Annotated in this window: 22 protein-coding genes and 2 tRNA genes; 12 read left to right on the top strand and 12 right to left on the bottom strand. The window is 74.1% G+C overall.

The features are described 5' to 3' along the window. Nucleotides 1–7: 7 nt before the first annotated feature. Both ABT403_RS28205 and ABT403_RS28200 read right to left on the bottom strand, forming a co-directional pair. Nucleotides 8–796, bottom strand: a complete 789-nt coding sequence (locus ABT403_RS28205; RefSeq protein WP_344169146.1) for a ferritin-like domain-containing protein — start codon at nucleotides 794–796, stop codon at nucleotides 8–10. Between the two features lie 287 nt (nucleotides 797–1,083). Next, nucleotides 1,084–2,133 carry an LLM class F420-dependent oxidoreductase gene (locus ABT403_RS28200; RefSeq protein WP_344169143.1) on the bottom strand — a complete coding sequence of 350 codons (1,050 nt, stop codon included), beginning with the start codon at nucleotides 2,131–2,133 and terminating at the stop codon, nucleotides 1,084–1,086. 109 nt (nucleotides 2,134–2,242) lie between these two features. On the opposite strand from ABT403_RS28200, the gene ABT403_RS28195 reads away from it, so the two are divergent. Beyond that, complete coding sequence (locus tag ABT403_RS28195) at nucleotides 2,243–3,226, top strand: aldo/keto reductase (RefSeq protein ID WP_344169140.1); 984 nt, start codon at nucleotides 2,243–2,245, stop codon at nucleotides 3,224–3,226. Further along, nucleotides 3,223–5,331 (top strand): helix-hairpin-helix domain-containing protein, encoded by a 2,109-nt coding sequence (locus ABT403_RS28190; RefSeq protein ID WP_344169137.1) that lies wholly within the window; start codon nucleotides 3,223–3,225, stop codon nucleotides 5,329–5,331. Before ABT403_RS28195 ends, ABT403_RS28190 begins: the two co-directional genes overlap by 4 nt. A 59-nt stretch (nucleotides 5,332–5,390) precedes the next feature. Here the strand turns inward: ABT403_RS28190 and ABT403_RS28185 are convergent, their stop codons facing one another. Beyond that, on the bottom strand, nucleotides 5,391–6,062 hold the full coding sequence (locus tag ABT403_RS28185; RefSeq protein ID WP_344169134.1) for a hypothetical protein: 672 nt from the start codon (nucleotides 6,060–6,062) through the stop codon (nucleotides 5,391–5,393). Nucleotides 6,063–6,109: 47 nt separating this feature from the next. Here ABT403_RS28185 and ABT403_RS28180 point away from each other — a divergent pair, with 47 nt between their 5' ends. Beyond that, entirely contained in the window at nucleotides 6,110–6,298 is a 189-nt protein-coding gene (locus ABT403_RS28180; RefSeq protein WP_045950166.1) for a DUF5703 family protein, read from the top strand. 83 nt (nucleotides 6,299–6,381) lie between these two features. On the opposite strand, the gene ABT403_RS28175 is transcribed toward ABT403_RS28180, so the two are convergent. The 3 genes from ABT403_RS28175 to ABT403_RS28165 all read right to left on the bottom strand — a co-directional run bounded on the left by ABT403_RS28175 (nucleotide 6,382) and on the right by ABT403_RS28165 (nucleotide 9,028). Continuing rightward, complete coding sequence (locus ABT403_RS28175; RefSeq protein WP_344169130.1) at nucleotides 6,382–7,167, bottom strand: chaplin; 786 nt, start codon at nucleotides 7,165–7,167, stop codon at nucleotides 6,382–6,384. Between the two features lie 149 nt (nucleotides 7,168–7,316). Then, nucleotides 7,317–7,550, bottom strand: coding sequence for a chaplin ChpH (gene chpH / locus ABT403_RS28170; protein WP_045950168.1), 234 nt, complete (start codon nucleotides 7,548–7,550; stop codon nucleotides 7,317–7,319). Between the two features lie 137 nt (nucleotides 7,551–7,687). After that, nucleotides 7,688–9,028, bottom strand: coding sequence for a M20/M25/M40 family metallo-hydrolase (locus ABT403_RS28165; RefSeq protein ID WP_344169124.1), 1,341 nt, complete (start codon nucleotides 9,026–9,028; stop codon nucleotides 7,688–7,690). A gap of 153 nt (nucleotides 9,029–9,181) precedes the next feature. On the opposite strand from ABT403_RS28165, the gene ABT403_RS28160 reads away from it, so the two are divergent. Together ABT403_RS28160 and ABT403_RS28155 are read left to right on the top strand one after the other, a co-directional pair. Beyond that, nucleotides 9,182–9,266 (top strand) — tRNA-Leu (locus tag ABT403_RS28160). 163 nt (nucleotides 9,267–9,429) lie between these two features. Further along, nucleotides 9,430–9,514: transfer RNA gene (locus ABT403_RS28155), tRNA-Leu, on the top strand. 170 nt (nucleotides 9,515–9,684) lie between these two features. On the opposite strand, the gene ABT403_RS28150 is transcribed toward ABT403_RS28155, so the two are convergent. The 4 genes from ABT403_RS28150 to ABT403_RS28135 all read right to left on the bottom strand — a co-directional run bounded on the left by ABT403_RS28150 (nucleotide 9,685) and on the right by ABT403_RS28135 (nucleotide 15,773). Continuing rightward, entirely contained in the window at nucleotides 9,685–11,124 is a 1,440-nt protein-coding gene (locus ABT403_RS28150; protein ID WP_344169121.1) for an amino acid permease, read from the bottom strand. Between the two features lie 219 nt (nucleotides 11,125–11,343). Beyond that, the gene (locus tag ABT403_RS28145) at nucleotides 11,344–12,894 is read right to left on the bottom strand and encodes an APC family permease (protein WP_344169118.1); all 1,551 of its coding nucleotides are present in this window, start codon (nucleotides 12,892–12,894) and stop codon (nucleotides 11,344–11,346) included. Nucleotides 12,895–12,941: 47 nt separating this feature from the next. Next, nucleotides 12,942–13,886: a hypothetical protein gene (locus tag ABT403_RS28140; protein ID WP_344169115.1), complete on the bottom strand. Its 945-nt coding sequence runs from the start codon at nucleotides 13,884–13,886 to the stop codon at nucleotides 12,942–12,944. Nucleotides 13,887–14,117: 231 nt separating this feature from the next. Continuing rightward, on the bottom strand, nucleotides 14,118–15,773 hold the full coding sequence (locus ABT403_RS28135) for an FAD-binding dehydrogenase (protein WP_344169112.1): 1,656 nt from the start codon (nucleotides 15,771–15,773) through the stop codon (nucleotides 14,118–14,120). Nucleotides 15,774–15,850: 77 nt separating this feature from the next. On the opposite strand from ABT403_RS28135, the gene ABT403_RS28130 reads away from it, so the two are divergent. The 6 genes from ABT403_RS28130 to ABT403_RS28105 all read left to right on the top strand — a co-directional run bounded on the left by ABT403_RS28130 (nucleotide 15,851) and on the right by ABT403_RS28105 (nucleotide 20,509). Continuing rightward, nucleotides 15,851–16,402 (top strand): NUDIX hydrolase, encoded by a 552-nt coding sequence (locus ABT403_RS28130; protein WP_344169109.1) that lies wholly within the window; start codon nucleotides 15,851–15,853, stop codon nucleotides 16,400–16,402. 20 nt (nucleotides 16,403–16,422) lie between these two features. Beyond that, the gene (locus ABT403_RS28125) at nucleotides 16,423–16,821 is read left to right on the top strand and encodes a YidH family protein (protein ID WP_344169106.1); all 399 of its coding nucleotides are present in this window, start codon (nucleotides 16,423–16,425) and stop codon (nucleotides 16,819–16,821) included. Beyond that, entirely contained in the window at nucleotides 16,818–17,138 is a 321-nt protein-coding gene (locus ABT403_RS28120; protein WP_344169103.1) for a DUF202 domain-containing protein, read from the top strand. Before ABT403_RS28125 ends, ABT403_RS28120 begins: the two co-directional genes overlap by 4 nt. A gap of 87 nt (nucleotides 17,139–17,225) precedes the next feature. Further along, nucleotides 17,226–18,134: an MBL fold metallo-hydrolase gene (locus ABT403_RS28115; protein WP_344169100.1), complete on the top strand. Its 909-nt coding sequence runs from the start codon at nucleotides 17,226–17,228 to the stop codon at nucleotides 18,132–18,134. 121 nt (nucleotides 18,135–18,255) lie between these two features. After that, the gene (locus tag ABT403_RS28110; RefSeq protein WP_344169097.1) at nucleotides 18,256–19,281 is read left to right on the top strand and encodes a phosphotransferase family protein; all 1,026 of its coding nucleotides are present in this window, start codon (nucleotides 18,256–18,258) and stop codon (nucleotides 19,279–19,281) included. A 13-nt stretch (nucleotides 19,282–19,294) separates the two neighbouring features. Next, nucleotides 19,295–20,509 (top strand): acyl-CoA dehydrogenase family protein, encoded by a 1,215-nt coding sequence (locus tag ABT403_RS28105; RefSeq protein ID WP_344169094.1) that lies wholly within the window; start codon nucleotides 19,295–19,297, stop codon nucleotides 20,507–20,509. Here the strand turns inward: ABT403_RS28105 and ABT403_RS28100 are convergent. Further along, nucleotides 20,500–20,877 (bottom strand): MerR family transcriptional regulator, encoded by a 378-nt coding sequence (locus ABT403_RS28100; protein ID WP_344169225.1) that lies wholly within the window; start codon nucleotides 20,875–20,877, stop codon nucleotides 20,500–20,502. The two genes, ABT403_RS28105 and ABT403_RS28100, sit on opposite strands and share 10 nt — an antisense overlap. Before the next feature lie 61 nt (nucleotides 20,878–20,938). Between ABT403_RS28100 and ABT403_RS28095 the strand changes: the two genes are divergently transcribed. Further along, a complete protein-coding gene (locus tag ABT403_RS28095) occupies nucleotides 20,939–22,069 on the top strand; it encodes an alkene reductase (protein ID WP_344169091.1) in 1,131 nt (376 codons plus the stop codon). Between the two features lie 4 nt (nucleotides 22,070–22,073). Here ABT403_RS28095 and ABT403_RS28090 read toward each other — a convergent pair whose 3' ends face one another. Then, nucleotides 22,074–22,685 carry a TetR/AcrR family transcriptional regulator gene (locus ABT403_RS28090; RefSeq protein WP_344169088.1) on the bottom strand — a complete coding sequence of 204 codons (612 nt, stop codon included), beginning with the start codon at nucleotides 22,683–22,685 and terminating at the stop codon, nucleotides 22,074–22,076. Nucleotides 22,686–22,703 lie beyond the last annotated feature (18 nt).

The following is a 22,703-nucleotide window of genomic DNA, read 5'->3' as shown; positions in this document are numbered from 1 at the left end:
GCCGCGTTCAGGCGGGGCCGGGCGCGGGGACGGGCCGGCCGCCGAGCGGGTCGGTGCGCGCGGGCGGGCGCAGCCGGACCATGCGGTGCCAGCCGCTGAAGCGCTCGTACGCGTACACCCCGCGGATGCCGGCGGCGAGCGCGGCCGCCTTGGGGGCGGGCCAGCGCAGCAGCCGGCCCATGTGGTCCATGACGGCGAGGCTGACGTCCCGGTAGACGGCGATCTCGGCGAGGGCGCTCTCGCGCAGGACGCGGTGGATGGTCCGGCCGTGTCCCCGCCGGGCCAGGCGGAGCAGTTCCTCGTGGCAGTAGGCGAGGTGGTTGTCCTCGTCGCGGCTGATCACCTTGACGGCCCGGCCGACCTCCGGGTGGGTGCCGAAGTGGCGCAGGAGCATCACCATCTGGTCGGCGGCACGCTGTTCGGTGACCCGGCTGTGCGCGAGGTAGACGACGACGTCCTCCTCGCTCAGCGGCTCCTCGCGGCGCAGCTTGTCGTGGGCCAGTCCGATGCCGCGGCGTTCGAGCAGCATCGTGTAGTCGGCCTCGGGCGGGACGGGGACGGCGGGCAGGCCGCGCCTGCTCAGCAGGGCGCGGAAGATCCGGCCGTGCTTGTCCTCGTCGGCGCCGTGCCGGGTGATCTTGGGGGCGAGGTCGCGCATGCCGTCGGGGACGAGGGCGGCGATCCTGGCGTTCTCCCAGCCGCCCTGGGACTCCCCGCTCGCGGCGATGGAGCAGAACAGCTGGAAGGAGTCGTCGTGGTCGACGATCTCCTGGAACAGGCTGCGTGCGGAGAGCATGGGACGAGTCAAAGGCGGATGGGGCGGGCGGGCAACCGCGGGGTCGCGGGACTCGGCCGAATGAACGAAACCTCCGCCCGGACCGCGAGGCGTAACCCCGGGGGCGGCCCGCGCGTTGTTCGCTGTGTCGGCCGTGGCGGGGAAGACCCCCCGAGCCCCCACCACGGCCGCTGACTCCTTTTGGACGCCGCCCTCGCGCCGCTTCGCGGGCTTCGGGCGGTTGCGTCGGACTCCGTCCGACGGGTGCCGGAGCGGGCCCCGTTCGGGGGCCGCGCCAGGCCCGTCCGTCAGGCGAGGCCGGCGAGTTCCATGGCCTCGGTGCCGGCGCGCAGGGCGGTGAGGCGCTCCTCCAGGGTGAACCCGGCCGGGGCGAGCGTGAGGGTGGTGACCCCGGCCTCGGCGTAGGCCCGCATGCCGTCCGCGATGCGCTCGACGGAGCCGAGCAGGGTGGTGGAGTCGATCAGCGAGTGCGGGACGGCGGCGGCCGCGCCGTCCTTGTCGCCGCCCAGGTACTTGGCCTGGATCTCGGCGGCCTCCTTCTCGTACCCCATCCGCTGCGCGAGCTGGTTGTAGAAGTTCTGCTTGGGGCTGCCCATGCCGCCGACGTACAGGGCGGTGTAGGGGCGGAACATGTCCGCGAGGGCGGTCACGTCCTCGCCGACGGCGAGCGGGACGGTCGGGCAGACGTCGAAGCCGTCCATGGTCAGCCCGGCCTTGGCGCGGCCCGCGCGGATGTGGCGCAGGGCCGTCTCCTCCAGGTGCCCGGCGGCCGGGAAGATCAGCAGGGCGCCGTCGGCGATCTCGCCGGTCTGCTCCAGGTTCTTGGGGCCGATGGCGGCGATGTAGAGCGGGATGTGGGGGCGCTCGGGGTGCACGGTCAGCTTGAGCGGCTTGCCGGGGCCGCCGGGCAGCGGCAGGGTCCAGTGCTCGCCCTCGTAGCTGAGGCGCTCGCGGCTCATGGCCTTGCGGACGATCTCCACGTACTCGCGGGTCCGGGCGAGGGGCTTGTCGAACTTGACGCCGTACCAGCCCTCGGAGACCTGGGGGCCGGAGACGCCGAGGCCCAGGCGGAAGCGGCCCTTGGTGAGGGAGTCCAGGGTGGCGGCGGTCATGGCCGTCATCGCGGGCTGGCGGGCGGGGATCTGGAAGATGGCCGAGCCGACGTCGATCCGCTCGGTCTGGGCGGCGACCCAGGCCAGGACGGTCGCCGCGTCGGAGCCGTAGGCCTCCGCCGCCCAGCACACGTCGTAGCCGAGGCGGTCGGCCTCCTGGGCGACGGCGAGGTTGTCGGCGTCCATGCCCGCACCCCAGTAGCCGAGATTGATGCCGAGCCGCATGTGTCGTCCCCTTACGATGTGCCGGTTTACCGTTCAGTAACGTACGTCTGCGCAGGGACTCTAGCGCGCCCGACGGCCGCACGGCAGTGCCCCAGTAGTCTCAGCGGTCATGGAGCAGAGGCATCTCGGCCGCACCGGACTGCGCGTCTCCCGGATCGGCCTCGGCACCCTGACCTGGGGCCGTGACACCGGCGAGGAAGCCGCCGCCGAGCAGTTGAAGACGTTCTGGGAGGCGGGCGGCACGCTGGTCGACACGGCCGACGTGTACGGCGGCGGGGAGTCGGAGTACCTCCTGGGGCGGCTGGTGGGCGGCCTCGTGCCGCGCAGGGACCTGGTCATCGCCACCAAGGCGGGCAGCGTCCCGGACCCGGACCGCCGCTTCAACGGCTCGCGCGGACACCTGCTGGCGGCCCTGGACGACTCCCTGGACCGCCTCGGCACCGACCACGTCGACCTGTGGCAGGTCCACGCCTTCGACCCGGAGACCCCGCTGGAGGAGACCCTCCAGGCGCTGGACCTGGCGGTGACCAGCGGACGGGCCCGCTACGCGGGGGTCTCGAACTTCAGCGGCTGGCAGCTGGCGAAGGCCGCGACCTGGCAGCTGGCGGCCCCCGGCGTACGGACCCGGCTGGCCTCGACGCAGATGGAGTACTCCCTGCTCCAGCGCGGGGTGGAACGGGAGGTCCTCCCGGCGGCCCTGGACCTGGGTGTCGGCCTGCTCCCCTCCTCCCCGCTCGGCCGGGGCGTCCTGACCGCCAAGTACCGCGAGGGCACCCCGGCGGACTCCCGGGGCGCGTCGGCCTCCCTGGCGGCCTTCGTGGAGCCGTACCTGGACGAGGCGGCGGGCCGGATCGTGGACGCGGTGGTCACGGCCGCGCAGGGCCTGGCGGTGACCCCGCTCCAGGTGGCCCTGGCCTGGGTCCGCGACCGGCCCGGGGTCGCGGCCCCCATCGTCGGCGCCCGGACGTCCGCGCAGCTCGCGGCGGCGCTGTCGGTGGAGGCCCTTAGTCTTCCGGAGGAGATCCGCCGGGCGCTGGACGACGTGTCCGCGCCCGTGCACCGCTACCCCGACCAGGACTGGAGCACGCTGTGAGCACGGACCCCGAGACGACCCCCGAGGCCACGCCCCCCGGGACGGATCCGGAGGCCTCCGGCGCACCCGCACCCCAGGAACCGCCGCCCGGGACCGACGCCGGCGACGCCGGAGCCGGCGCCGAGGCCGAGGCCGGCGCGGCGCCGGAGGCGGGGGCCGGGGACGCCGAGGAAGGGGTGACGGCCGGGGTCAGTGAGGCGCAGGCCGAGTTGGCCGCGCAGCGGGTTGAGCGGGAGCGGATCGCGCGGCGCAAGGCCGAGCGGGAGCACCCCGTCGACGCGGGCGGCAAGCTCAGCGGCCGGGCCGCCGACCTGCTGGCCGCCGTCCGGGCCGTGGAGAGCGGGGCCAAGGCGCCCGCCCTCACCTTCGACGAGGCCCCGCCCGCCCCCCGCCGGGCGGCCCCCGCTCCCCCGCAGCCGCGCCCGCAGGCCCCCGCCCCCGCCCGGACCGTCGGCGACGTCGGCGCCGTCCGGGCCGTGCTGGGGCGCGGCGGGGCCCCGGAGGCCCTGGCCGGGCCGGCCGCCGAGGCCCTCGGGGCGGGCGCGGCCGAGCTGCTGGCCGAGGACCCCTGGCGGCTGCTGGCCGTCCCCGGGGTGCGCCCGACGCAGGCGGACGGCTTCGCCCAGGCCCTGCTGGGCCCTGCGGCGGGCCCCGCCGACGAGCGCCGGGGCGCCGCCCTGCTGGCCTGGCTGCTGGCCCAGGCCGCCGAGCGCGGGCACACCGCGCTGGAGGCCCCCGTGCTGGAGAAGGCCCTGGCCCAGTACGGGGTGCCGGCCCCCGCCGAAGCCCTGGAGGCGGCGATCGGCGACGGCACGGTGCTGGTGTTCCACGAGCCGCTGGGCGAGCCCGCCGCCGAGGACGAGGAGCCGCCCGTACGCGTCCTCGTGGGCCTGGAGGAACACGCCCTGGCGGAGGAGAGCCTGGCCGACGGTCTGGCCCGGCTGGCGGCCACCTTCACCGGCCCCGCCGACTGGTCCGCGGCGGCCGCCGGCCCCGGCGCCGACCTGGTCCGGGCCGTGGCGGGCGCCGGGCTGGTCACCCACACCGGCGGTGAGGCGGCCCGCGCCGAGGCCCTGGCCCTGCTGACGGCCGCACGCGGGCTGGGCCTGCGCACCGCCCTGGCCGCGCACGCCCCCGCGCCGGGGGCCGTCACCGTGGCGGAGCTGCTCTCGGGGGCGCGGGGGCCCGGCCGGGACGCCGACGGCCGCTTCGAGGTGGACCTGCTCGTCGTCCTGGACGCCCCGCAGCTGGACGTGGAGACGGCCGCGGCCCTGGTGGAGTCGGTGCCGGACGGGGCCCGGCTGGTGCTCTCCGGGGACCCCGGGGTGCTCGGCTCGGCCGGGCCCGGGCGGGTGTTCGCCGACGTCCTGGCGGCCCGGGCCTTCCCCCACGTGAGCTCCCGGACCCCGGACCCGGGCCCGATCGGCGAGCTGGTCTCGGGGATCGGGATCGGGGAGCTGAACCAGGTCGACGCCCCCGGCAAGGAGGTCGTCATCGTCCCGGTGCGCGACGCCGGCGAGGCCGTGCACCGCACCGTGCAGCTGGTGGCCGACTCGGTGCCGCGCGCCTTCGGCATCCCGGCGGAGGCCGTGCAGGTCATCACCCCCGGCCACGGCGGTGCGGCGGGGACCCGCGCGCTGAACGCCGCCCTCAAGGCGCGGCTGAACCCCGGCCCCGGCCGCTTCGGCGGTTTCGACCCCGGCGACCGGGTGGTCCACGTACCCGCGCCGGGCCGCGCGCTGCCGGCCCGGGTGGTGTCGGCCGACGCCGAGGGGCTGCACCTGGAGGCGGCCGGCGCGCGGATCGTCGTACCGCAGGACCGGGTGGAGTCGCGGGTGCGGCACGGCTGGGCGGTGACGGCGCACCAGGCCGCCGGCGCGCGCTGGCCGGCCGTGGTCGTCGTCCTGCCCGGGGACGCGGCGCAGGCGCTGTCCCGGGACTGGGTGTACACGGCGTTCGGGCGGGCCGAGCGGCACCTGTCCGTGGTGCACGGCGTCGACCAGGCCCTGGCCCACGCGGTGGCCCAGGTCCCGCCGAAGCCCCGTACGACCCGCCTCACGGGCCTGCTGCGGGCCCTGACGGCCGCGCAGCGGGAGCAGGCGTAGCGGTCCGGTGAGCGCCGTGCCGCCCGCGCCCCGACGGGCGGGGGCGGCACGGCGCCCGCTCAGGCCGGGGCCAGGCCGGAGGAGGCGGCGCTCTCGTCGGCCTCGTCGGCCTCGTCGTCCTCGAAGTACTCCGCGTCCTCGTCGAAGACGGAGCTCACGTCGAAGCGGTGCAGGACGTCCTGCGGATCGGTCTGCCCGAAGGGCGCGCCCAGCCAGTCCCCCGGCTCCGCGACCTCCTCCAGGGCGGCGATCCAGAGGGTGGAGTCGCCCTCCTCCAGGCCGAACTCCTTGGAGCGGGCGGCGATCTCGTCGGCCTCGTACTCCCCGAAGAGCACCCCGAGCGCACCGCCGGTCCCGCCGTCGTCGATGAGTTCGGCGTCGCGGTCGTGCGCGGCGACGCGCTCGGCCTGGGCGATCAGCCGGGCCGGTTCGACGACGGCGTAGTCGCGGCGGATGAGCACGCTGAAGGCGGCGGGCTCGGCGGGGCCGGTGTAGCGGGCCCCGGTCTCGGGTGTGGGGATCTCGAAGGGGGTGACCTCGTCGTAGCGGTCGTAGAGGAGTTCGTCGTACTCCTCGGCGGCGGCGGCGAGTTCGTTGAAGGCGGCGTAGACGGCCGGGTCCTCGTCCCCGATCCTGCTCTCGACCGCGGCGAGGTGACGGTCGAGAGCGGCCTTGACCGCCTCGGCGGCGGCGCGTACCTCGGCAACAGTGGGCAGAGCGGCATCAGACATAGTGCAGACGCTATCCGTAGCGGGCCGGTGCCCGCACAATAGATGCGATGCCGGAATACGAATTCGTCGACGTGTACGTGCCCCGCGGGACCCCCCGCAAGGAGGCGACCCGCCTGCTGACCGACCATGCGGAATACGGGCATTGGGAGCTCGACCGCCTGACCCTGTACCGGGACGGCAGCCGCCGCGCGCGGCTGCGCCGCCGGATCATCCGCCAGGTCAGAGCGACCTGGTGACCTTCGAGCCGTGACCGCGCCCCGCCGGGCGCGGACGCGGCGACGCGGGCCCCGGAGGCCGGGGCCCGCGTCGTGAGCGTCCGTCAGGCGGAGTTGCGGGCCCGGCGGTAGAGCACGGCTCCGGCCAGCAGCAGGCCGCCCGCGAGCGGGAGGCCGGCCGTCATGGCGTCACCGGCTCCGGTGGCGGCGAGCGCCGCGCCCGGCGCCGGGGCGGTGTGGCCCACCGGGGTGGTGCCACCGCCGGTGCCGGGGCCGGTGGAGGTGCCCGGCGCGCCGGGCGTGCCCGTGCCGGGGGTACCCGGGGTGCCGGTGCCCGGGTGGCCCGGAGTGCCCGTGCCCGGGGTGCCCGGGGTCTGGCCGCCCGGGGTGCCGGGGTTCTGGTGCCCGCCGCCCGGGGTGCCCGTACCGGGGTTGCCCGGCGTCTGGCCGCCCGGCGTACCGGGGTTGCCACCCGGCGTGTGCCCGCCCGGGGTACCCGGGTTGCCCGGGTGTTCGCCGCCGGGGTGGCCGGGGTGGCCCGGCTCGTCCTCGTCGCAGTCCTCGTCGCCGTCGTCCGGGTTGCCGGGGTTGCCGGGCTGACCCGGGTTGCCGGGGTGGCCCGGGTGCTCGGGCCCGTGCGACCCGTTGGCGCAGCGGTTCCCGAAGGCCGGGTTGAGGCCCCCCACCACCGTCACGGTGTTGCCGCAGGCGTTCACCGGTACGTCCACCGGCGCCTGCACGTTGTTCCCGGACAGGACGCCCGGCGAGTTCGCGGCGTGCCCGGAGGCGCCGGAGTCCGCCTGCGCGTAACCGCCGCCGAGCGCGAGGACACCTCCCGCCGCCGCCATCGTGATCAGCGTCTTCCTCGTGACCTGGACAGGTCGTCGCATCTGTACTCGTCCCCTGGTGTGTGCGTTCGCGCGGCGCACAGGCTCTACGGGCTCCCCCGCCTGCCACGCCGACATGATCTGGTCCGGGCCGTAAAGCCCGGCGGCCCCGGAGCGCTGGATTGCGCTCCGGGGCCAGAACTTCAGAAGCGTCAGGCGTTGACGCAGGTGTTGCCGAAGGCCGGGTTCAGCAGGGCGATGATGTTCACGGTGTTGCCGCAGACGTTGACCGGCACGTGAACCGGAACCTGGACGACGTTGCCGGACGCGACACCGGGGGAGCCGATGGCCGCACCCTGGGCGCCCGCGTCGGCGACGGCGAGACCGGCGCCCGCGAGAACCAGACCACCGGTGGCAGCCGCAGCGGCGACAACCTTCTTGAGCATTGTTCCTCCTAGTAGGCAATGCGGTCCCAGCCGCGGACCGCACCACCTGTAACGAGGAGGGATCACCGGGGCTACGAGCGTATGAGCGCATTCACTCTTCCCAGTGGAATGCGCACACCTTCCCGAATCCCGGGCCGTTAGGCGTGGTCGATGAAACGGTCGAGCACCCGTACGCCGAACTTCAGGCCCTCGACCGGAACCCGCTCGTCCACGCCGTGGAACATGCCCGCGAAGTCCAGCTCCGGCGGCAGCTGGAGCGGCGCGAAGCCGAAGCAGCGGATGCCGAGGTCGTCGAAGGACTTGGCGTCCGTGCCGCCGGAGAGCATGTACGGGACGGCGCGCGCGATCGGGTCCTCGGCGCGGAGGGCGCCCTGCATGGCGTCGACGAGCTTCCCGTCGAAGTCCGTCTCCAGGGCCTTGTCCGCGTGCACGTCCTCCCGCTTCACGCGCGGGCCGAGGATCCGGTCGAGGTCCGCGAAGAACTCCTCCTCGTAGCCCGGCAGGAAGCGGCCGTCCACGTGCGCCGTGGCCTGGCCGGGGATCACGTTGACCTTGTAGCCGGCGCCGAGCATCGTCGGCGCGGCCGAGTTGCGCAGCGTCGCGCCGACCATCTTAGCGATCCCGCCGAGCTTGGCGAGGGTGGCGTCCATGTCGTCGGGGTCGAGCGGGGTTCCGAGCGCGTCCGAGAGTTCGTCGAGGAAGTGCCGGACGGTCTTCGTGACGCGGACCGGCCAGGTGTGGCGGCCGAGGCGGCCGACGGCCTCGCACAGCTCGGTGATCGCGTTGTCGTTGTTGGTCATGGAGCCGTGGCCCGCGGTGCCCTCCACCGTGAGCCGCATCCAGTGCATGCCCTTCTGGGCGGTCTCCACCAGGTAGAGGCGGAGGTTCTCGTTCACGGTGAAGGAGAACCCGCCGACCTCGCCGATGGCCTCGGTGACGCCCTCGAAGAGCCCGGGGTGCTTGTCCACGAGGTGGCGGGCGCCGTACGTGCCGCCCGCCTCCTCGTCCGCGAGGAAGGCCAGCACGATGTCGCGCGGGGGCTTGCGCCCGCTGCGCATGCGGTCGCGCACGACGGCCAGCGTCATCGCGTCCATGTCCTTCATGTCGACCGCGCCGCGGCCCCAGACGCAGCCGTCGGCGATCTCCCCCGAGAAGGGGTCGTACGTCCAGTCGGCGGCGTTGGCGGGGACCACGTCGGTGTGCCCGTGGATGAGCAGCGCCGGCCGTGAGGGGTCCTCGCCCTCGATCCGGGCCACGGTCGAGGCGCGGCCCTTGTGCGATTCGAAGATCTGCGGTTCCAGTCCGACCTCGGCGAGCTTCTCCGCGACCCATTCGGCCGCCTTGCGCTCGCCGGGGCCCGAGTGGTCCCCGTAGTTGCTGGTGTCGATCCGGATGAGGTCCCGGCAGAGGTCGACGACCTCGTCCTGGCCCGAGACGGTCTTGCCCGCGCCCGCTGCGCTCACGCTGCTTCCTCCCATTGATCACGTACCGGCTGTCTCCCCATCCTCGCGCCCGGAGCCGCTCTCCCCAAGGGCGGTTTACCGGCCGGAGGGGGTGTGATCGAGGACCCCGGACTGTTTGGTAATCTTTTCCACGTCGGAACGGCCGCGAGGCCGGATCGCACACACCCGGTCCGGGTGGCGGAATGGCAGACGCGCTAGCTTGAGGTGCTAGTGCCCTTTATCGGGCGTGGGGGTTCAAGTCCCCCCTCGGACACATGGTGAGAAGGACCCCGCTTCGGCGGGGTCCTTCTTCGTTCCGGCGCAAGGGTTTCCGGTGGCCGGAAGCCGCCGGCCGGGGGTGGCGCGGGTGCCCCCGGAATGTTTGGTAATGTTTCACCTGTCGCCACGGCCGCCGAGGCCGGAACGACACACACCCCGTCCGGGTGGCGGAATGGCAGACGCGCTAGCTTGAGGTGCTAGTGCCCTTTATCGGGCGTGGGGGTTCAAGTCCCCCCTCGGACACACAGTGAGAAGGACCCCGCTTCGGCGGGGTCCTTCTTCGTTTCCCGGGTGCGGCCGTACGCGCCCGCGGACGCGCCCGCGTACAGGCCCGCGTACGGGCCCCGGATACGGCGAGGGCCCCCGGGCGGGCCGGAGCCCGTCCCGGGGGCCCCTGGGGCCCGTGGGGGTCGTCAGTCGCGCGAGGCGGCGAGCTCGCTCACCCGGCGGCGGACCAGGAACCAGCCGCCGACCAGGGCCGCGGCGATGCCCGGGAGGATCATCACCGTGGTGCGGCCGACGCCGCCGTCGCACCACATCAGCACCAGGACGGTCACCAGGAAGACCAGGGTGACGATCTGCGTGTACGGCGCCCAGGGCAGCTTGTACCCGGGGCGCTCGACCAGGCCCTGCTGCGCACGGCGCCAGAAGAACAGCGAACAGATCATGACCATGGCCCAGGTGCCGAGGATGCCGATGGAGGCCAGGTTGAGGACGAGCTCGAAGGCCTCGCCCGGCATCCAGTAGTTCAGGCCGACGCCGGCGACGCCGAAGGCGGCGGTGAACAGGACGCCGCCGTAGGGGACCTTGCCCTTGTTCATGACGCCGGTGAACTTCGGCGCGGAGCCGGACAGGGCCATCGAGCGCAGGATCCGGCCGGTGGAGTAGAGGCCCGAGTTCAGGCTGGACAGGGCGGCCGTCAGGACGACCAGGTTCATGATGCCGGCGGCGCCGGGCACGCCCAGCTTGTCGAAGACCGTGACGAAGGGGCTCTGGTCGGCCGAGTACTGCGTGTACGGGAGCAGCAGCGCGAGCAGGACGACGGAGCCGACGTAGAAGAGGCCCACGCGCCACATGATCGAGTTGATCGCCTTCGGCATGATCTTCTCGGGGTTCTCGGTCTCACCGGCGGCGACGCCGCAGAGCTCGACGGAGGCGTACGCGAAGACCACGCCCTGGATGACCAGGAGCATCGGGAGCACGCCGGACGGGAAGATGCCGCCGTGGTCGGTGATGTTGGCCAGGCCCGGGGTGTTGCCGCCGATGTCGTGGCTGGTGGCGACCAGGTAGATGCCGACGATCAGGAAGATCGCCAGGGCGGCGACCTTGACCAGGGAGAACCAGAACTCCATCTCGCCGAAGTACTTCACCGAGATCAGGTTCGCGGTGAGGACCACGGCCAGGGCGATGAAGGCGAGCACCCACTGGGGGATGTCGGTGAACATCGACCAGAAGTGCGCGTAGGTCGCGGCGGCCGTGATGTCCGCCACAGTGGTGGTGGACCAGTTGAGGAAGTAGAGCCAGCCGGCCGTGTAGGCGCCCTTCTCCCCCATGAACTCGCGCGCGTACGAGACGAAGGCGCCGGAGGAGGGGCGGTAGAGGACGAGCTCGCCGAGGGCCCGGACGACGAAGAAGGCGAAGACGCCGCACACCGCGTACGCGATGGCGAGGGAGGGGCCGGCACCGGCGAGGCGGCCGCCGGCTCCGAGGAACAGGCCGGTGCCTATCGCCCCGCCGATCGCGATCATGTTGATGTGGCGGGACTTGAGGTCCTTGCTGTAGCCCTCGTCACCGGCGTCGACATGGCGGGAGGACGCCTCGGCGGATGCCTCGGTCAAGGTGCGGTCACTCATATACGACTTCGCCTTCGTGGGTCGGACAGGCAGGTCCGAAGCCGCGCCGCGGGGGAGCTGGGTGGTTTCCCCCGTATCGCGGTTCCGGTGATTTTGTCGCCATAGGAGACCACGTGCCTCCGCAACCCGCCAAAATCAGCCACTCACGCGCAGGCCCCCGGCGTCCGTGGAAACGGTCGCCGGGGGCCTGCGGGGGCACGGATACGGGGCTCGGGGCCCTCAGGCGCCCGGCCCGGACCCGGCGGCCTGGTCGAGGCGGAAGGCCTCGTTGCCCAGGCCGATCCGGGCGTGCGTCTCGGGCCGGCGGGACTTGAGCACCAGCCCGTGGACGAGTCCGGCCAGTGCGGCCGCGCCGATGATCGCGGGCAGCACCCAGCTGAGCGCGGAGCCCTTCTCGGCGGCGACCAGGACGGCGAAGTCCTTGACGGTGTAGACGGCGATGACGACGAGGGCCACGCCGGCGAGGCCCGCCGCGACGAGCCGCCGCACCTGGGCCCCGGCCGCGCCCCGGCGGACGAAGAAGGCGATGACGGCGAAGGAGGACGCGGCCATCAGGACGGTCACGCCGAGGGCGCCGACGCTGCCCATCCAGGTGAACAGGTGCAGGACGGGGGCGGTCGGGTCCCCGGCCGGGGAGCCGTCGGTGAGCGCGAAGGCGAGGACGACGATGGCCGCCACCACGGTCTGGAGCAGGGAGCCGGTGGCGGGGGCGCCGGTGCCCGGGTTGGTGCGGCCGAAGCGGGCGGGGAGCAGGCCCTCGCGGCCCATGGCGAAGGCGTAGCGGGCGACGACGTTGTGGAAGCTGAGCATGGCCGCGAACATGCCGGTGACGAAGAGCACGTGCAGGACGTCGGTGAAGCCGGCGCCGAGGCGGCTCCGCGTGAGGTCGAAGAGCAGGGCGGGGCCGGCTTCGGCGGCCGCCCTGGTGATGTGCGCGGGCCCGGTGGCCACGCTGAGCGCCCAGGCGCTGAGGGCGAAGAAGAGCGCGACGAAGCCGACGGCGAGGAACATCACGCGGGAGACGACGATGTGCGGCTTGCTCGTCTCCTCGGCGTAGACCGGGGACTGCTCGAAGCCGACGAAGGCCGCGATGCAGAAGCACAGGGCGGTGCCGAGGCCCGCCCCGCCGAGGCCGGCGGGGTCGAAGGCGTCCAGGGAGAGGCCCTGGGGGCCGGGCTTGCCGAGGGCGGCGAGGTCGAAGACGACGACGAGGGCGCATTCGACGAGCAGGAGGACGCCGAGCACCTTGGCGTTCAGGTCGATCTTCAGCCAGCCGAGGGCGCCGGTGGCGGCGACCGCGAGCAGGGCGGGGATCCACCAGGCGATCTCGGTGTGGAGGTAGGTGGAGAACAGGCCGGAGATCTCGAAGCCGAGGATGCCGTACACGCCGACCTGCATGGCGCTGTAGGCGACGAGGGCCACCAGGGAGGCGCAGGCTCCTGCGGTGGGGCCGAGGCCGCGGGCTATGTAGGCGTAGAAGGCGCCGGCGTTGTGGACGTGGCGGCTCATCTCGGCGTAGCCGATGCCGAAGAGGGCGAGGACGACGCCGAGGATCACGAAGAGCAGCGGCTGGCCGACGATGCCCATGACCCCGAAGATCGTGGGCATGACGCCGGCGACGACCATCAGCGGCGCGCTGGCGGCGAGTACGGAGAGCAGCAGGCCGGCGGTGCCGAGGCGGCCGGCGCGCAGGGCGCGGTCCTGGCCCTTGTAGGTGCGGATCTCGGCCTGGGGGGCGGCGGCCGGCACGGTGGATCTGCCCGTCGGCATGGCAGGGTCCTTTCGGGGGCGGGGGTCGGGGGCGGGGGGTCAGGGGGTCAGGCAGTGCCGAGCGCGGCGCTGCGCGCGGCGAGGAAGGCCTTGGCGGGGTCGCGGTCCGGGTAGGACCAGGGGGCGCGGGTGGCGTGGGTGCCGATGCGGTGGAAGAGGGCGGCGGCCTCGGCGGGGCGCCCCTCGCAGAGCTTGGCGTGGGCGAGGAAGTTGAGGTCGACCCGGTTGCGGGGGTGGTCCTCGTGCTCCCACTCCAGCCACCAGTCGAAGGCGTGGCGCAGTACCTGGCGGGCGCGGCGGCCGGTCCAGTGCTGGGCGGCGTCCTCGGGTGCGGTGCGGCCCTGGGCGGCGGCGAGGACGCGGTAGCGCTCGGCGTGGGCGATGACGGGGAGCACGGCGAGCGGGGAGTCGGCCGGGGACTCCTCGGCGGCCCAGGCGGCGAAGTCGTAGACCTCGTGGAGCGGGTCGCGGCCGGCGGCGGGGTCGCGCTCGGCGAGCCGGGCGACCATGAGGTGGTGGGCGTGGTGGTGCTCGCGGTGGCGGGCCCGGACCTGGTCGAAGTGGCGGCTGAACTCCTCGTCCGGTCCGAAGGCGCGGGAGAGCATCAGCAGGCCCAGCCAGGGGGTGGGGTCGGCCGGGAGCAGGGCGGCGGCCCGGCGGCAGGCCTCGTCGGCGGCCTGCGGGGTGCCCTTGCCGCGCAGGGCGGCGTGGACGGCGGAGCAGGCGAGGAGGGTGGCGGCGTCGGCGCTGTCGGGCTCGGCGAGGAGCCATTCGCGGGCCCAGGCGGTGGCGGAGGGGGTCTCGGCGAGGACGGTGACGCGGTGGCCCCGGCGGTCCCAGTCGTCGCCGGTGGCCACCAGCAGGCTGCGGGCCCTGGCCCAGCGGCCCTGGGTGAACTGGCCGCGTACGGCGACGAGTTCGGTGTCACAGAGGGCCGGGTCGAAGAGCTGGGCGTTCCGCTTGCGGGTGCGGCCGAGGGGCGGCGGGGACATCCGCGGGTTCCCTCCAGAGCGCGGGTGCGGGCGGTGCCGGTGGTGGTGGTACGCGGGGTGGGGCGCGCGCGCCCGGGGCGCGGCGGCTCGATCGGCCGGTGGTCAGTCCGGATGATCACGCACAGCAAACCGGTACGCACAGCTCCGCGTCAAGGTCCGGGCACAGGGAGTGGCTGGAATCAACTGGTGCGCGAAGGGGGTCAGTTGGGGCGGATGACGCGGTCCGGGTGGTCAGGACACCGCGGCCGCCGCCGCGCGGCCCGCCGCTCGGCCCGAGAAGAGGCAGCCGCCCAGGAACGTGCCCTCCAGGGCTCGGTAGCCGTGGACGCCGCCGCCGCCGAAGCCCGCCGCCTCCCCGGCCGCGTACACGCCCGGCAGGGGTTCGCCCGAGGGGGTCAGGACGCGGGAGGACAGGTCGGTCTCCAGGCCGCCGAGGGACTTGCGGGTCAGGATCGAGAGGCGGACCGCGATCAGCGGGCCGGCGCCGGGGTCGAGGATCCGGTGCGGCGCGGCGGTGCGGATCAGCCGGTCGCCGAGGTACTTGCGCGCCCCGTGGATGGCCGTGACCTGGAGGTCCTTGGTGAAGGGGTTGACGACCTCCCGGTCGCGGGCGGTGATCTCCCGGCGCACGGTGGCCTCGTCGAGCAGGCCCTCGCCGGTGAGCTCGTTCATCCGGCGGACCATCGCGGACAGGTCCCGCTCGACGATGAAGTCGGCGCCCCGGTCCATGAAGGCCTTGACCGGCGCCGGTACGGCCTGCCGGGCGCGGACCAGCACCTCGCGGACCGAGCGGCCCGTCAGGTCGGGGTTCTGCTCGGAGCCGGAGAGGCCGAACTCCTTGCCGATGATGCGCTGGTTGAGCACGAACCAGGTGTGGTCGTGGCCGGTGCGCATGATGTGGTCGAGGGTGCCGAGGGTGTCGAAGCCGGGGAAGAGCGGGACGGGCAGCCGCCGGCCGGTGGCGTCCAGCCACAGGGAGGACGGGCCGGGCAGGATGCGGATGCCGTGCCGGGCCCAGATCGGGTCCCAGTTCTCGATGCCCTCGGTGTAGTGCCACATCCGGTCCTTGTTGATGTGGCTGGCGCCGGCCTTCTCCGTGATCCCGAGCATCAGGCCGTCCACGTGCGCCGGGACCCCCGAGAGCATCCGGGCGGGCGGGGTGCCCAGGCGGGCGGGCCACTGGGCGCGCACCAGGTCGTGGTTGCCGCCGATGCCCCCGCTGGTGACGATCACCGCCTGGGCCCGCAGGCTGAAGGTGCCGGTGCTCTCGCGGCCGCTGGCGGCGCCCCGTACGGCGTCCGAGGGTGCCAGGACCTCGCCGGTGACGGTGTCGACGGCCCCGGCGGTCGAGGCCAGGCCGGTGACCCGGTGGCGGAAGCGCAGGCTGACCAGGCCGCGGGCCGCCCCGGCGCGCACCCGCCGCTCGAAGGGTTCCACGAGGCCGGGGCCGGTGCCCCAGGTGATGTGGAAGCGGGGGACGGAGTTGCCGTGCCCGTTGGCGTCGTAGCCGCCGCGCTCGGCCCAGCCGACGACGGGGAAGAAGCGCACGCCTTGGGCGTGCAGCCAGGGCCGCTTCTCGCCGGCCGCGAAGTCCACGTAGGCCTCGGCCCAGCGGCGGGGCCAGGCGTCCTCGTCACGGTCGAAGCCGGCGGTGCCCAGCCAGTCCTGGAGGGCGAGGGCACGGCTGTCCCTGATCCGCATCCGGCGCTGCTCGGGCGAGTCGACGAAGAAGAGCCCGCCGAAGGACCAGTGCGCCTGCCCGCCGATCGACTGCTCGGGCTCCTGGTCGAGGAGGATCACCTTGCGTCCCGCGTCGACGAGCTCGGCGGTGGCCACGAGGCCCGCGAGGCCCGCTCCGATCACGATCACGTCAGCGTCGTAGCTCATGCGTCTGCCCGTCCTCCGGTCGGTGGTGGGGCAGATCCTTTGCTACGGAGCGGTAACCCGTCAACCGCGGTGATTGGATGGGATCCGTGAGCGCAGCGGATGAGGTTCTGGACGTGGTGGACCGCGACGACCGGGTCACCGGGCAGGCCCCGCGGGGCGAGGTGTACGCCCGGGGGCTGCTCCACCGGTGTGTGTTCGTGCAGGTCAGGGATGAGCTCGGGCGGGTCTTCGTGCACCGCAGGACCGGGTCGAAGCTGGTGTTCCCCTCGCACTACGACATGTTCGTGGGCGGGGTGCTCGGCGCCGGGGAGGACTACCCGGGGGCCGCGCTGCGGGAGGCGGAGGAGGAGCTCGGGGTGAGCGGGCTGGAGCAGCCGGCGCCGCTGTTCAAGTTCCTCTACGAGGGTCCGGGCGGTTCGTGGTGGTCGTACGTGCACGAGGTGCGGTGCGCGCTGCCGGTGGCCCCGCAGGAGTCGGAGGTGGACTGGCACGCCTGGCTGGCGCCCGGGGAGCTGGAGCGGCGGGTGGCCGACGGGACGTGGCCGTGGGTGCCGGACGGGCTGGAGGCGTACCGGCGGCTGCGTGCCTTCCGGGAGGGCGGGGACCGGCCGGCCGCGCCCCGCGTGTGAAGGGGACGTAAATTGGACAGGTGATCGACTTCGTCAAGGACGTGCGCCTCTGGTTCGCACCGCGGCGGCTGCGCGGCGAGGGCGAGACCCCGGACTACCGCTTCTCCCTGGCCAACGAGCGGACCTTCCTGGCCTGGATACGGACCGCACTGGCGCTGGTGGGCGGCGGGTTCGCGGTGGACCAGTTCCTGCCGGACCTGCGCTGGGGGGTGCGGGTCGGGATGGCGCTCGCCCTGCTGGCGGTGGGGGCGGCCTGCGCGCTGCGGGCCGTGCACCACTGGGTCCGGTGCGAGCGGGCGATGCGGCGGGGCGAGGACCTTCCGCTGTCGCCGTTCCCGGTGCTGCTGAGCCTGGGGGTCGGGCTGGTCGCGGTGGCGATGGTGGTGGTCGTGCTGATGGGCTGGACGGCCCGGCCGTGACCCGGCCCGGCACTGCGGCGCGGGACGCCGGGCTCCAGCCCGAGCGGACCCGGCTGGCGTGGCGGCGCACGACCCTGGCCTGCTCGGTCACCGCGGTGCTGGCGCTGCGACAGGCCCTGCACGGGTCCGGGTCGCCGGTGGAGGTCACCGGGGCGGCCGTGATCGCGCTGGTCTGGACGGCGTTCCTGTGGGTGGCGCACCGGCGGATCCGGCAGCTGGCCGCCGCCCGGCCGGCGGGGCTGGCGCCCGGGGCGGCGGTGGGGGCGGCGGCGTGCGCGGTGGCGCTGGCGGTGTTCGCGACGGCCGTCATCGTCTGACCGCCCGGCCCGGCCCCGCCCTCCCCCGGCCCCGGACCGGCTGACAGGATGCTGACCGCCTGTCACAGCGACCCGGGGAGAGCGCCCATGACCGTCGAGAAGCCGTACGTCGTCCAGCCCGCGGCCGGGGTGTACGCCTACGTCCAGCCGGACGGGGGCTGGTGCCTGAACAACGCCGGCTGGGTCAGCGACGGCGGGCGGACCCTGCTGGTCGACACCGCCGCCACCGAGCGGCGGGCACTGGCCCTGCGCGAGGCGGTGCTGGGGCAGGGTTCGCCGCTGCCCCGGACCGTGGTCAACACCCACCACCACGGCGACCACACCTACGGGAACGCCGCCTTCGCGCCGGCCGTCATCGTGGGCCACGAGAACGCGCGGGCCGAGCAGCTCGCCGCCGGGCACCAGCTGGAGCTGATCTGGCCCGCCACCGACTTCGGCGCGATAGAGATCACCGCCCCCGACCTCACCTACGGCGACCGGCTGACGCTGTACGTCGGGGACACCGAGGTGCGCGTCCTGCACCCCGGCGTGGCGCACACCACCGGCGACTCGGTGGTGTGGCTGCCCGCGCGGCGGGTGGTGTTCACCGGGGACCTGGTCTTCGCCGGGGGCACCCCGTTCCTGGCGATGGGCTCGCTGGCCGGTTCGCTGCGGGCGCTGGAGCTGCTGCGCTCGCTGGACGCGGAGACCGTAGTACCGGGCCACGGACCGCTGACGGACCCGTCGGCGTACGAGTCCACCGAGCGCTACCTGCGGTACGTGGCGGAGCTGGCGCGGGAGGGCCGCGGCGAGGGGCTGACCCCGCTGGAGACCGCGCGCCGGGCGGACCTCGGGGAGTTCGCGGCCTGGCGGGAGAGCGAGCGGCTGGTGGCGAACCTGCACCGGGCGTACGCGGAGCTGGCCGGGGAGCCGGAGGGGGCGCCCCTGGACATCATGGCCGTGCTGCGGGACATGACGGTGATGAACGGCGGCACGCCGATCCTCTGCCACGCGTGAGGGGCCGGGGCGGCGGGCCGGAGGGGCTTCTTTCGGCCCGCCCTATGGACGGCATACCGACTGGTCGGCATGATGGCTCGGGACACCCGTCGTCCACCCGACTTCGTACGGAGGCGCGCACATGAGCCCAGCCGACCCCCGAGGCCTCGATCTGGAGCGGCTGCGCGGCCACCTCGACGCCGCGCTCCCCGGTCTCGTGGCCGGGCCGCTGACCGGCCGGCTGATCGAGGGGGGCCGGTCCAACCTCACGTACGCGGTCACCGACGGCTCCGCCCGGTGGGTGGTGCGCCGCCCGCCGCTCGGCCACGTACTGGCCACCGCGCACGACATGCGGCGCGAGCACCGGGTGATCGCCGCCCTGCACGGGACGGCCGTCCCGGTGCCCGGGCCACTGCTGCTGTGCGAGGACGAGGAGGTGCTGGGGGCGCCGTTCTACGTCATGGAGTACGTGGACGGGGTGCCGTTCCGGACGGCCGGACAGCTCGCGGAGATCGGCCCGGAGCGCACCCGCCGGGCGGTGCTCGGCCTGGTGGACACCCTCGTCGACCTGCACGCGGTGGACCCGGAGGCGGTCGGCCTCGGGGACTTCGGCCGGCCCGAGGGCTTCCTGGACCGGCAGCTGCGCCGCTGGGGCAAGCAGCTCGACGCCTCGCGCGGCCGGGAGCTCGCCGGGATCGACGAACTGCACGGGGCGCTGGGCCGGGCCCTGCCCGCCTCCCCCGCCCCGACCGTGGTGCACGGGGACTTCCGGCTGGACAACGTGCTGATCGGCGGGCCGGACGACACCATCCGGGCGGTGCTGGACTGGGAGATGTCCACCCTGGGCGATCCGCTGACGGACCTCGGGCTGCTGGTGATGTACAGCTCGGACCTGGGCCTGGAGGACTCCCCCGTCAGCACGACGAGCCGGGCCCCCGGCCATCCGGCGCCCGCCGAACTGGTCGAGCGGTACGCCGCCCGCTCGGGGCGGGACACCGGGGCGATCGCCTGGTACACGGCCTTCGCCTGGTTCAAGCTCGCGGTGATCCTGGAGGGCATCCACTACCGGTACACGCTCGGCCAGACGGTCGGCGCCGGCTTCGACCGGATCGGCGAGCTGGTCCCGGTCTTCATCGCGCACGGTCTGACCACCCTCCACGAAGGCTGAGGAGCCGAACCGCATGGACTTCGCATTCGACACCCGGACCGAGGAACTCCGCGGACGCCTGCTCGCGTTCATGGAGGAGTACGTCTACCCGGCGGAAGCCGTCGCCGCCGGGCAGCGCGCGCGGCTGGCCTCGCCCTGGGACACCCCGGCCGTCTTCGGTGAGCTGAAGGCCGAGGCGCGCCGCCGGGGGCTGTGGAACCTGTTCCTGCCGGACGCGGAATACGGCGCCGGGCTGACCAACCTCCAGTACGCCCCGCTCGCGGAGATCACCGGCCGCAGCCCGCACCTGGCGCCGATGGCCACCAACTGCGCCGCCCCGGACACCGGGAACATGGAGCTACTCGCCCAGTTCGGCGACGAGCGGCAGAAGAAGCAGTGGCTGGAGCCCCTGCTGGCCGGGGAGATCCGCTCCGCCTTCGCGATGACCGAGCCCGAGGTGGCCTCCTCGGACGCCACGAACATCGAGACCCGGATCGAGCGGGACGGCGACGCGTACGTGGTCACCGGGCGCAAGTGGTACATCTCCGGGGCGATGAACCCGGACTGCAAGGTCTTCATCGTGATGGGCAAGACCGACCCGGACGGCGCCGATCCGCGCCGCCAGCAGTCGATGATCCTGGTCCCGCGCGACACCCCGGGCGTGGAGGTGCGCCGGGCGATGACCGTGTACGGGTACGCGGACCACGACCACGGCGGGCACGCCGAGGTGGTCTTCGACGGGGCCCGGGTGCCGGCGGGGAACCTGATCGGCGAGGAGGGGGCCGGGTTCGCCATCGCCCAGGCCCGGCTCGGCCCGGGCCGCATCCACCACTGCATGCGGCTGATCGGCATGGCGGAGCGGGCCGTCGAGCTGATGTGCCGGCGCGCGGTGGGCCGTACCGCGTTCGGGAAGGAGCTGGCCGCGCAGGGGGTCGTGCAGAACTGGATCGCGGACGCCCGGGTCACCATCGAGCAGCTGCGGCTGCTGGTGCTGAAGACGGCCTGGCTGATGGACACCGTCGGCAACCGGGGCGCGCACACCGAGATCCAGGCCATCAAGATCGCCACTCCGCGCGCGGTGGTGGAGATCCTGGACCGGGCGGTGCAGCTGCACGGCGCGGGCGGGGTGAGCCAGGACTTCCCGCTGGCCGAACTGTGGGCGGCGGCGCGGACCCTGCGGCTGGCGGACGGCCCGGACGAGGTCCACCAGCGCTCGCTGGCGCACCGTGAGCTGAAGCGCTACCGCTGAACGACGGCGGCCCGGCCGGAGGCCGCCTCGATGACCTCGTCCAGGACCTCGCGGGAGCGGACGAGGTCGCCGATCATCCGGTCGATCCGGTCGCGTTCGGCGGCCAGCTCCGCCACCAGGGCCGGGGTGGCGCGGACCGACGGGCCGCCGTCCTCGTCCCGCATGCAGGGCAGGATCTGGCCGATCTTGGAGCTGTTCAGCCCGGCCGCGTAGAGCTCCTGGATGCGGATGACCCGGTCGACGGCCCGTTCGGGGAAGTCCCGGTGGCCGCCGGGCGTCCGGTCGGAGGCCAGCAGGCCCTGCTGCTCGTAGTAGCGCAGCGATCGCTCGCCGACTCCGGTGCGCGCCGCCAGTTCGCCGATCCGCATGGTCACCTCGCGGGGAATCCGTCTTGAACCTGACACCGATGTCAGGTTCTACGGTACCGCCATGACGCAGACACGACAGACCCCCGCCGCCGGATCCCGCCTCTTCTCCCCCGCCCGCCTGGGCCCGCTCGACCTCCCCAACCGCCTGGTGATGGCCCCGCTGACCCGCAACCGCGCCGGGGCCGACGGGGTTCCCGGGGAGCTGATGGCGGCCTACTACGCGCAGCGCGCCTCGGCCGGGCTGATCATCGCCGAGGCCACCACGCCGAACGCCGTCGGCCGGACCTATCCGCACATCCCCGGCATCCACACCCCGGCGCAGACCGCCGGGTGGCGCCGGGTGCGCGACGCCGTGCGGGACGCGGGCGGGCGGATGTTCCTCCAGCTCCAGCACGGCGGCCGGATCGGCCACCCCGACACCAGCGGACACCTCCCGCTCGCCCCGTCCGCGGTCCCGCTCCCGGAGCCGCTGCACACCCCCACCGGGCTCCAGGACCCCGTCACGCCCCGCGCGATGACCGAGGAGGACATCCGTTCCACCATCGCCGACTTCGCGGACGCCGCCCGCAACGCCGTCGCTGCGGGCTTCGAGGGGGTGGAGGTGCACGCGGCGAACGGCCTCCTGCTGCACCAGTTCCTCGCGCCGAACACCAACCTGCGCACCGACGCCTGGGGCGGGCCGGTCGAGGGGCGGATCCGGTTCACCGTCGAGGTGGTCCGGGCCGTCAGCGAGGCCGTCGGCCCGGAGCGGACCGGCGTGCGGATCTCCCCCGGGGTGGAGGTCAACGGCGTGACGGAGTCCGGCGCCGGGGAGCTCTACCCGGCACTCCTCGCGGCCCTCGCGCCGCTGGACCCGGTCTACCTGCACGTGGAGTACGCCGACCCCGACGACCCCGGCTTCGCGGGGCTCCGCGCGGCCTGGCCCGGCACCCTGATCGCCAATCCCCGGCTCTCCCGCGAGGAGTTCGCCGCCGACGCCGGCGCGGCGGCGGGCGAACGGCTGCTGGCGGCGGGCGCCGACCTCGTCGCCCTCGGCCGGGGCTTCATCGCCAACCCCGACCTCGTGGAACGGCTGCGCACGGGCGCGCCGCTCAACCGGCTGCGCCCGGAGTTCCTGATGCACGTGCACGGCCCCGAGGGCTACACCGACTACCCGGCGCTGAGCCCCGCCTCCTTCGCCGCCGCCGTCTAGGGCCCTAGGGGCGCAGGGAACGCAGGAGCAGGTCGGCGAGGTGGTCGGCCACCTGGTGGGGGGTGAGCGGGCCGTCGGTCCGGTACCAGGTGGACAGGTGGTGCACGGAGCCGAAGTAGTAGTCCACCACCAGGTCGGCGGGGGTGGCCGTGGCGAACACCCCGGTGCGCATGCCCTCCTCGACCAGGGCGCGGAACCGCTCGTGGTAGCGCCGGCGTTCCGCGCGGACCTGCTTGTACTTCTCCGGGCTGAGCTGGTGCATCGACCGGAAGAAGATCATCGCGTCGTCGAGGTTCTCGATCGTGGTGACGACGACGTCGGCGGCCGCGGCCCGCAGCCGCTCCTCGACGGGGGCGCCGGATCCGGCCACCGCGTCGAGCCGCTGCTGCTGGAGGCGCAGCATGCGGGCGTACACCTCGTGCAGCAGGTCGTCCTTGGAGCCGAAGTAGTGGTAGAGCGCGCCCTTGGTGACCCCGGCCGCCTCGACGATCTCCTGGACGGAGGTGCGGTCGTAACCGCGCTCGGCGAACAGCCTGGTGGCGACGGCCAGCAGCCGCTGCGGCACCGGGGTGTCGCGGTCGCCGTCCTCGGTCCCGGCGGTGTTCCTGGCGGCCATGGTGCTCGCCTCCCTCTC

Source organism: Streptomyces sp. NPDC000075 (assembly GCF_040301925.1).
GTDB lineage: Bacteria > Actinomycetota > Actinomycetes > Streptomycetales > Streptomycetaceae > Streptomyces > Streptomyces polychromogenes.
Note: the sequence above shows the minus strand (reverse complement) of the source record. Positions and strands in the feature narration are given on the sequence as shown.

What these genes read in the sequence shown, in the direction of transcription:
- ABT403_RS28205 (WP_344169146.1), bottom strand. Translation starts at nt 796, where the DNA reads ATGCTCTCCGCACGCAGCCTGTTCCAGGAGATCGTCGACCACGACGAC.
- ABT403_RS28200 (WP_344169143.1), bottom strand. Translation starts at nt 2,133, where the DNA reads ATGCGGCTCGGCATCAATCTCGGCTACTGGGGTGCGGGCATGGACGCC.
- ABT403_RS28195 (WP_344169140.1), top strand. Translation starts at nt 2,243, where the DNA reads ATGGAGCAGAGGCATCTCGGCCGCACCGGACTGCGCGTCTCCCGGATC.
- ABT403_RS28185 (WP_344169134.1), bottom strand. Translation starts at nt 6,062, where the DNA reads ATGTCTGATGCCGCTCTGCCCACTGTTGCCGAGGTACGCGCCGCCGCC.
- ABT403_RS28180 (WP_045950166.1), top strand. Translation starts at nt 6,110, where the DNA reads ATGCCGGAATACGAATTCGTCGACGTGTACGTGCCCCGCGGGACCCCC.
- ABT403_RS28175 (WP_344169130.1), bottom strand. Translation starts at nt 7,167, where the DNA reads ATGCGACGACCTGTCCAGGTCACGAGGAAGACGCTGATCACGATGGCG.
- chpH (WP_045950168.1), bottom strand. Translation starts at nt 7,550, where the DNA reads ATGCTCAAGAAGGTTGTCGCCGCTGCGGCTGCCACCGGTGGTCTGGTT.
- ABT403_RS28165 (WP_344169124.1), bottom strand. Translation starts at nt 9,028, where the DNA reads ATGGGAGGAAGCAGCGTGAGCGCAGCGGGCGCGGGCAAGACCGTCTCG.
- ABT403_RS28150 (WP_344169121.1), bottom strand. Translation starts at nt 11,124, where the DNA reads ATGAGTGACCGCACCTTGACCGAGGCATCCGCCGAGGCGTCCTCCCGC.
- ABT403_RS28145 (WP_344169118.1), bottom strand. Translation starts at nt 12,894, where the DNA reads ATGCCGACGGGCAGATCCACCGTGCCGGCCGCCGCCCCCCAGGCCGAG.
- ABT403_RS28140 (WP_344169115.1), bottom strand. Translation starts at nt 13,886, where the DNA reads ATGTCCCCGCCGCCCCTCGGCCGCACCCGCAAGCGGAACGCCCAGCTC.
- ABT403_RS28135 (WP_344169112.1), bottom strand. Translation starts at nt 15,773, where the DNA reads ATGAGCTACGACGCTGACGTGATCGTGATCGGAGCGGGCCTCGCGGGC.
- ABT403_RS28130 (WP_344169109.1), top strand. Translation starts at nt 15,851, where the DNA reads ATGGGATCCGTGAGCGCAGCGGATGAGGTTCTGGACGTGGTGGACCGC.
- ABT403_RS28115 (WP_344169100.1), top strand. Translation starts at nt 17,226, where the DNA reads ATGACCGTCGAGAAGCCGTACGTCGTCCAGCCCGCGGCCGGGGTGTAC.
- ABT403_RS28110 (WP_344169097.1), top strand. Translation starts at nt 18,256, where the DNA reads ATGAGCCCAGCCGACCCCCGAGGCCTCGATCTGGAGCGGCTGCGCGGC.
- ABT403_RS28105 (WP_344169094.1), top strand. Translation starts at nt 19,295, where the DNA reads ATGGACTTCGCATTCGACACCCGGACCGAGGAACTCCGCGGACGCCTG.
- ABT403_RS28100 (WP_344169225.1), bottom strand. Translation starts at nt 20,877, where the DNA reads ATGCGGATCGGCGAACTGGCGGCGCGCACCGGAGTCGGCGAGCGATCG.
- ABT403_RS28095 (WP_344169091.1), top strand. Translation starts at nt 20,939, where the DNA reads ATGACGCAGACACGACAGACCCCCGCCGCCGGATCCCGCCTCTTCTCC.
- ABT403_RS28090 (WP_344169088.1), bottom strand. Translation starts at nt 22,685, where the DNA reads ATGGCCGCCAGGAACACCGCCGGGACCGAGGACGGCGACCGCGACACC.